This window comes from Rhodococcus tukisamuensis NBRC 100609, from assembly GCF_001894985.1.
In the GTDB taxonomy this organism is placed as follows: Bacteria; Actinomycetota; Actinomycetes; order Mycobacteriales; family Mycobacteriaceae; genus Rhodococcus_G; species Rhodococcus_G tukisamuensis.
Map to the genome: position 1 here is coordinate 21389 of NZ_BCXG01000040.1, position 6424 is coordinate 27812.

Annotated in this window: 10 protein-coding genes and 2 tRNA genes; 3 read left to right on the plus strand and 9 right to left on the minus strand. The window is 69.9% G+C overall.

The window, feature by feature from the left end; genetic code table 11:
- Positions 1–9: 9 nt before the first annotated feature.
- Positions 10–669, minus strand: a complete 660-nt coding sequence (locus RT2_RS23985; protein ID WP_072847319.1) for an aminodeoxychorismate/anthranilate synthase component II — start codon at positions 667–669, stop codon at positions 10–12.
- A 26-nt stretch (positions 670–695) separates the two neighbouring features.
- Positions 696–1457: a DUF881 domain-containing protein gene (locus RT2_RS23990; protein ID WP_072847329.1), complete on the minus strand. Its 762-nt coding sequence runs from the start codon at positions 1455–1457 to the stop codon at positions 696–698.
- 201 nt (positions 1458–1658) lie between these two features.
- On the opposite strand from RT2_RS23990, the gene crgA reads away from it, so the two are divergent.
- Both crgA and RT2_RS24000 read left to right on the plus strand, forming a co-directional pair.
- Positions 1659–1922, plus strand: coding sequence for a cell division protein CrgA (gene crgA, locus RT2_RS23995; protein WP_072847320.1), 264 nt, complete (start codon positions 1659–1661; stop codon positions 1920–1922).
- A gap of 92 nt (positions 1923–2014) precedes the next feature.
- Positions 2015–2476, plus strand: coding sequence for a PH domain-containing protein (locus tag RT2_RS24000; RefSeq protein ID WP_083577584.1), 462 nt, complete (start codon positions 2015–2017; stop codon positions 2474–2476).
- Between the two features lie 48 nt (positions 2477–2524).
- Here the strand turns inward: RT2_RS24000 and RT2_RS24005 are convergent, their stop codons facing one another.
- Both RT2_RS24005 and RT2_RS24010 read right to left on the minus strand, forming a co-directional pair.
- Entirely contained in the window at positions 2525–3481 is a 957-nt protein-coding gene (locus RT2_RS24005) for a rhomboid family intramembrane serine protease (RefSeq protein WP_072847322.1), read from the minus strand.
- 13 nt (positions 3482–3494) lie between these two features.
- Positions 3495–4055 (minus strand): peptidylprolyl isomerase, encoded by a 561-nt coding sequence (locus tag RT2_RS24010; protein ID WP_174556750.1) that lies wholly within the window; start codon positions 4053–4055, stop codon positions 3495–3497.
- Positions 4056–4071: 16 nt separating this feature from the next.
- On the opposite strand from RT2_RS24010, the gene RT2_RS24015 reads away from it, so the two are divergent.
- Complete coding sequence (locus RT2_RS24015; protein ID WP_072847324.1) at positions 4072–4521, plus strand: hypothetical protein; 450 nt, start codon at positions 4072–4074, stop codon at positions 4519–4521.
- Positions 4522–4883: 362 nt separating this feature from the next.
- Here the strand turns inward: RT2_RS24015 and RT2_RS24020 are convergent, their stop codons facing one another.
- The 5 genes from RT2_RS24020 to RT2_RS24035 all read right to left on the minus strand — a co-directional run.
- On the minus strand, positions 4884–5186 hold the full coding sequence (locus RT2_RS24020; RefSeq protein WP_139191333.1) for a hypothetical protein: 303 nt from the start codon (positions 5184–5186) through the stop codon (positions 4884–4886).
- Positions 5187–5290: 104 nt separating this feature from the next.
- A tRNA-Ala gene (locus RT2_RS24025) sits at positions 5291–5363 on the minus strand.
- A 7-nt stretch (positions 5364–5370) separates the two neighbouring features.
- The gene (locus tag RT2_RS26240; protein ID WP_217635636.1) at positions 5371–5481 is read right to left on the minus strand and encodes a DLW-39 family protein; all 111 of its coding nucleotides are present in this window, start codon (positions 5479–5481) and stop codon (positions 5371–5373) included.
- Positions 5482–5508: 27 nt separating this feature from the next.
- Positions 5509–5582: transfer RNA gene (locus RT2_RS24030), tRNA-Ile, on the minus strand.
- Positions 5583–5682: 100 nt separating this feature from the next.
- Positions 5683–6424, minus strand: a 742-nt coding sequence (locus RT2_RS24035) for a DUF3566 domain-containing protein (protein ID WP_072847326.1), incomplete at its 5' end; no start/stop codon positions are given.

The following is a 6424-nucleotide window of genomic DNA, read 5'->3' on the forward strand; positions in this document are numbered from 1 at the left end:
CGGCCGCCCTCAGCGGTGGGTGAGCGCGTCCCCCAGGGCCCGCGCGACCTCCGACTCGAGCGTCGAGACGAGCGACTCCGCCGGCCGCTCGCCGCAGACCTCGAGCCAGTTCGCCAGCATCCGGTGCCCACCCTGGGTGAGCACGGACTCGGGGTGGAACTGCACGCCGTGGATCGGCAGCTGCCGGTGCCGCATCGCCATCACCACGCCGCTGTCGGTGCGTGCGGTGACCTCGAGCTCGGCGGGGATGGTCTCCTCGAGCACGGTCAACGAGTGGTAGCGGGTGGCGGTGAACGGGTCGGGCAGACCGGCGAGGACCCCGGTGTCGTTGTGCCGCACCAGGCTGGTCTTGCCGTGCAGCAACTCCGGCGCCCGGTCGACGGTGGCGCCGAACGCGGCGCCGATCGCCTGGTGACCGAGGCAGACTCCGAGCAGCGGCGTCGCGGCGGAGGCGCAGGCGGACACCAGGTCCATGCTCGCGCCCGCCCGCTGCGGGGTGCCGGGGCCGGGGCTGAGCAGGACGCCGTCGAACTCGGCTGCGACGGCCGCCCGGTCCGCCAGCTGCGGGTCGTCGTTGCGCCACACGGTGGCCTTCGTCCCGAGCTGGCCGAGGTACTGCACCAGGTTGAACACGAAGCTGTCGTAGTTGTCGACGACCAGGATGCGCATTCGGCCAGGATAAGCGGCTGCGTCGGCTACTCGGCGAACCGGGTACGCAGCTGCCCGTTGTACGCGGGCACGGTCAGCGACTCCTCGGCGGTCGCGGTGTACCCGAGGCCGTACCGGACCGCGTACTGCTTGAACGTGCGAACCCCGGGTTCCTCGTCGAGCGCCGCCGTCAGCCGCGCCGGGTCGCCGAGCGCCGTCATCACGTACGGCGGACTGTAGGTGCGCCCGTGCAGCAGCAGCGTGTTGCCGATGCAGCGCGGTGCGGTGGTGTTGACCACCCGCTGGTCCTGCATCCCCACCGCGGTGGCGCCGCCCGCCCACAGCGCGTTCAGCACGGACTGCACGTCCTGCTGGTGCACCACCAGGTCGTCGGGCTGGGCGTCGGCGGGGTACTTGCCGTCCGAGTCCCGCGGCGCGTCGGTGAGCGTCACCCGGACGCCGGGACCGGTCTCCTCCGCGAACCCGGCGACCGTCTCGAGTCCCCGCACCCGGTCGAGGGCGGCCGCCACCCCGGCGTCGGATCCGGCGGCGTCGGCCTGCAGCGACTCCACCTGGGAGGCCAGCGCGTCACGCTGGTCGGAAACCCGGTCGACGTCGGCCTGGGCACCGCGCACAAGGTCGGACATGCGGGTGGTGTCGCCGCGGCGAAGTTCGTCGCCGGCGGACACCTCACGGGTGGTGGCGAACAGCAGGCCCGTCACCAGGCACACCGCCGGCACGCAGACCTTCCAGAACGTCGAGACGCGCCGGCGACCCTCGCCGGCGCCGACGGCTACGTGCTGGGGCAGGTCTGGTTCGGTCACTGCTGTTCCTCCCGTCGGTGTCCGGTCGAGGCGGACCCCCGCCGCATCCTGGACGTCGGACCGGGCCCGACCTGGTCGGTACTGGGCCTGACCGGGGGACGCTACGGGTAGGTTCGAACCTACCTGGCAGGCGTCGGCAACGACGCCCGCTCCTGTCCGCTCCGAATCAATTCACTCGAGGACGTCATGCCCAAGTCGAAGGTCCGCAAGAAGACCGACTACACGATCAACCCCGCAAACCGTACGCCCGTGAAGGTGAAGGCCGGACCGTCGAGCACGCTCTACGTGTCGGTGATGCTCGGCTTCATGCTCGTCGGCCTGCTCTGGCTGGTCGTGTACTACCTCGCTGCGGACCAGCTCACGTGGATGAACGATCTGGGTGCCTACAACTTCCTGATCGGCTTCGGATTCATGGTCGTCGGGCTCGTGATGACAATGAAGTGGCGTTGACCAGATAGTCGACCGGCCCACTCGGCCGCAATTACACAGGTGTCATTCATCCCCAATGTGGATAGCGCCTGTGGATAACACCGGGAGTACTCGTGCACAACTCCGCTCTGGCGTGGTCCACACCCACGCCGGCGCTCGTCGCGACCGGGCTGGGCGGGATCGTGCTGGCGGCCGCGGCCGCGGCGGCTCCGTCCGACCCGGCCGGACGGCTGCTGATCGGCCTGGCCGCACTCGGGCTGTTCGCGGTCACCGCGCTCGGCCTGCGGCAGCGGCCACGGCTGGCGGTGCTCGACGGGGGCGGCGGCATCGCGGTCGCCGGGATCCGCGGGCGGCGCGAGTACGACCGCGCGGACCTGGCCCGGGTCCGGATCGTGCGGTATCCACGGCTCGGCCGCCGGGTCCCCATGCTCGAGATCGACGTGCGCCCGGCCGGCGCCGCCGACGACAAGCTGATGATCTTCGGGCGCTGGGACCTGGGCACCGACCCGACCGACGTGTTCGACGCGCTGGTCGGCCAGCAACTGGTCCCGCCGGACCCGACCGCCGCCGGCTGAGCGGGTGCCCGTGCGGGCACCCGCTGACCCTTGCGGACCGTCGCCGGGCTACAACCCGAGTTCGCCGCGCAGCTGCGCGACCCGCATGCCGATGACGCCCATGGTCACGGCGGTGACGGCGGCGAGCCCGATCCAGCCGATCCGGACCGCCTTGTCCCGGTCCTGCCCGGCGCCGAGCCACTGCGGCCCGTAGAGCAGTGCGGCGGTGGCGGCGGCACCGGCGACCAGGCCACCGAGGTGACCCCAGAACGAGATCCCGGGCAGCGAGACGCTGATGATCACGTTGAGCGCGATCACCCCGATGACCGGCGCCGGACTGCGCCGGAGCTTGAGCAGGATGACCGCCTGCGCGCCCATGATGCCGAAGATCGCACCCGAGGCGCCGGCCGTGAAGCCGCCGCCCTCGAAGGCCATCACCGAGGCCGACCCGCCGAGCAGCGAGATCATGTACACCGCGACGTAACGCGCGCGGCCCAGGATCAGTTCGGTGTCACGGCCCAGGATGTAGAGGGCGAACATGTTGACGGCGAGGTGCAACAGGCCGAAGTGCAGGAACCCGCTGCCGAGCAGCCGGATCCAGTCGCCGCCGGCCACGTCGTAGGGCGAGAGCACCCACGAGCCGAACAGCGGCGAGTCGAAGGTGGCGACGCCGGTGAACCTGTTGACGAAGCCGCCGCCGTTGTCCATCAGGGACTTGGCCTGCAGCGCCGTGACCAGGAAGACGAGGATGTTGATCCCCATCAGGGTGTACGTCACGATCGGCCTGGGCCGGGTGGCCGTCACCGTGTTGCCCGCGACGCCACGGACCGGCCTGACGTCGCGCTGGCCGGCGGCGACACAGTCGACGCACTGGTAGCCCACGGATGCCTCACGCAGGCAGTCCGGGCAGGCGGGACGCCCGCAGCGGTTGCAGCTGAGCGCGGTGGGGCGGTCCGGGTGCCGGACACACCTCGGTTGGGGCGGGACGCCCTCACCGGGCGTGCCGCCCCAACCGGGGTTCGTCATCCCTCGAAGCCGCTCAGGAAATGGTGATGCTGTTGATCACGACGGCCTCGAGCGGGCGGTCCGTGCGGTCCACCGAGGTGCCCGAGATCGCGTCGACGACCTTCTTCGACTCCGCGTCGACGACCTCACCGAAGATGGTGTGGCGACGGTTGAGGTGCGGGGTCTTGCCGGTGGTGATGAAGAACTGCGAGCCGTTGGTGCCCGGCCCGGCGTTCGCCATCGCCAGCAGGTAGGGCTTGTCGAACTGCAGCTCCGGGTGGAACTCGTCGCCGAACTTGTAGCCCGGGCCGCCGCGACCGGTGCCGGTCGGGTCGCCGCCCTGGATCATGAAGCCGTCGATGACGCGGTGGAAGACCGCGCCGTCGTAGAACGGGCCGGACTTGGTGCCGGAGGCGTTCTCCGTCGAGTAGTCCTTGGACCCGTCGGCCAGGCCGACGAAGTTCTCGACGGTCTTCGGCGCGTGGTTGCCGAACAGGGCGATCTTGATGTCGCCGCGGTTGGTGTGCAGCGTTGCGGTTGCGGTCTGATTCGGTGAAGTCACTCCCCCATCGTGCCATTGTCGGCACACGGGCATGTGCGACAGTGGACAGATGAACCGTGTGTCGAAGCCTGCCCACGTTCCTGCCGACTCGGCCCCGACCCTCGAACTGGTGTCAGCCGCACCCGAGAACCCCCAGCTCACCGGTGCACTCCGGTGTGCCCAGGGCGCCGCGGCGGGACTGGCGAAGAACACCGCCGGGCTCGCCAAGGGCGTCGGGGCCGTGAGCATGTACCTGCTCGGCAAGGGATACTCGCTGGCCCGTCAGACCGCGGCCAAGCCGCGTCGCGAGAGCGTGCTCAGCCTGGTCGAGGAGCCGAACGTCGCTGCCGTGGCCGTCGCCGCGCCCGCCGGCCGCCGCAAGGGCCGTCGTCGCGTCGTCCTGCTGGTGGTCGTCGGTGCGGCCGTCGCCGCGGGCGCGGTCTTCGTCAGGAAGCAGCGCACCGAACTGCCGCCGCCCGCCGCCCAGCCGCCCAGCCTGCGCGAGGTCGACAACGCCTGAAGCCGCCCTGGCAGCAATCCTCACGCCCCGGTCGCCCGTCCGGGGCGTGAGGCGTGTCCGGGGCCGCTGCGGGGTCCTGACGGCGTCGCGGAGGGCCTGCGGCTGTACGGCCCGTGCCGCGTCGGAGCCGCCGCCAGGAACGGCCCCGCGCCGACCGTATCGGCGCATACTGTTCAACACGATCAACGCCCGAGCTTCGTCACCGTGCGCCCTGACACCAGGCCCGTGACGACGCCGAATTCTGGCCGTCGACAGTCGGGTTCTGGACTGCCGACCAAATCAATTGCTGCACAGGTTTGTTCACAATTCCACAGGCCGGTGTCCGGATACCGGTGATCCATCCACAGGCCGGCACCCGGCGGTCAGGCCGGAGCGGGCCCCCACGGAGTCGGCTCGCCGTTCCACGTGCGCTGGTGCTTGTACATCAGGCACCCGGTGACGATGCCCGAGATCTGGTGCCCGATGTGGCCGTTGTCGGCGACCATCTCCATCACCTGCCGGAGCAGGAGCAACTGCTCCACCTCGAGCTCGTCCACGAACCGGCCGATCTCGGCCTCGAAGACTCCGCCCGCCAGCTCCGCGAGCTGCGCCTCGTGTTCGGTCCCACCAAGCTCCTCCGCGCCGGCGCCGTCCATCTCCCCGCCATCCATGTCACTGTCATCCACGTCGCTGTCCTCCCCTCGATGAAACTCGTCGCCAACACAAAGCACCCCCCACCAGAGAAGGTGAGGGGTGCTTCGCAAGCGTTTTGTTCGGTTGAACCGATCTGTGGAGCCTAGGAGATTCGAACTCCTGACATCTGCCTTGCAAAGGCAGCGCTCTACCAACTGAGCTAAGGCCCCGTCCGCTTCAGCGGCTGGTGACCTCGTGCCAGACGTCCTCGCCGCGGCGCTGCGACCGCAGCTTGGTGAGTCCGAAGAGGACCGTCACAATGGCCGCTGCAACCAGCAAAACCTTCATGATCGAACCCTTCGTCGACACGGGGAGTGGGCCTAGGAGGACTTGAACCTCCGACCTCTTCCTTATCAGGGAAGCGCTCTAACCGCCTGAGCTATAGGCCCGTGAACCGGTACCGGGACTGTGTCCCTGAACCGAGGCATGAGATTACCCCACCGACCCGCTGCAACCAAAACGGGATCGGTGGGGAACCAAAACCCCAGGTCAGTCCCGGTCAGCCAGCGTCACCTCGACACCGCCGACGAGGTCGGTGCAGAGGTTGTAGATGAACGAACCGATCGTCGCGAGCGCTGTGAAAAGCACCACATTCGCGGCCCCGACGAGAGCGGAGTAACCGAAGACCTGCCCCGCCGTGACCAGTCCGCTGCTGCTCGACTCCGAGACGAAGTCCGTGAACGCGTTGTTGAGCCGGTCCCACACGCCCATGCCGTCGAGCACGACGTACAGGAACCCGACCGCGAACATCCACACGAAGAACAGCGCCACCGAGATCACCAGCGACACCTTGAGGGTGGACCAGGGGTCGATCCGGCGGATCTGGACGGCTGCCCGCATCGGCTGGCCGGGCAGGACCGCCACCGGGACGGCCAACGCCGCCTGCGCGGCGGTGTCCGAGACCGCGGGCTTGACCGGCAGCGGGTGCTTGACCTCGGAGAGGTCCGGCAGGTCCTTGGCGAGGTCTTCACGGGCGATGTGACGGGTCGGACCGTCCACCACCGCCGCCTTGGCCTTCGCGGTCTCCTTGCGGGCCGCCCGGGCCGCGGGATCCGCGGCTGCCGCGGCCGGCACCCGGCCGGTGGCGGCCGTCTTGGGGGCGGCGGGCTGCTGGCCGGTGACCGGACGCTGTGGACCGGTCTGTGCCGGACGCTGCGCGGTGCCGCCCTGCGGCGGAACCTTCGACTGGACACCGGTCGACTGGGGACCCGCCGGACGCTGCGCGGTGCCA

Bases quoted from the DNA above. Each gene is read 5' to 3' on its own strand.
- RT2_RS24010 (WP_174556750.1), bottom strand. From the start codon at position 4,055: ATGCCCGTGTGCCGACAATGGCACGATGGGGGAGTGACTTCACCGAAT.
- RT2_RS24015 (WP_072847324.1), top strand. From the start codon at position 4,072: ATGAACCGTGTGTCGAAGCCTGCCCACGTTCCTGCCGACTCGGCCCCG.
- crgA (WP_072847320.1), top strand. From the start codon at position 1,659: ATGCCCAAGTCGAAGGTCCGCAAGAAGACCGACTACACGATCAACCCC.
- RT2_RS24005 (WP_072847322.1), bottom strand. From the start codon at position 3,481: ATGACGAACCCCGGTTGGGGCGGCACGCCCGGTGAGGGCGTCCCGCCC.
- RT2_RS26240 (WP_217635636.1), bottom strand. From the start codon at position 5,481: ATGAAGGTTTTGCTGGTTGCAGCGGCCATTGTGACGGTCCTCTTCGGA.
- RT2_RS23985 (WP_072847319.1), bottom strand. From the start codon at position 669: ATGCGCATCCTGGTCGTCGACAACTACGACAGCTTCGTGTTCAACCTG.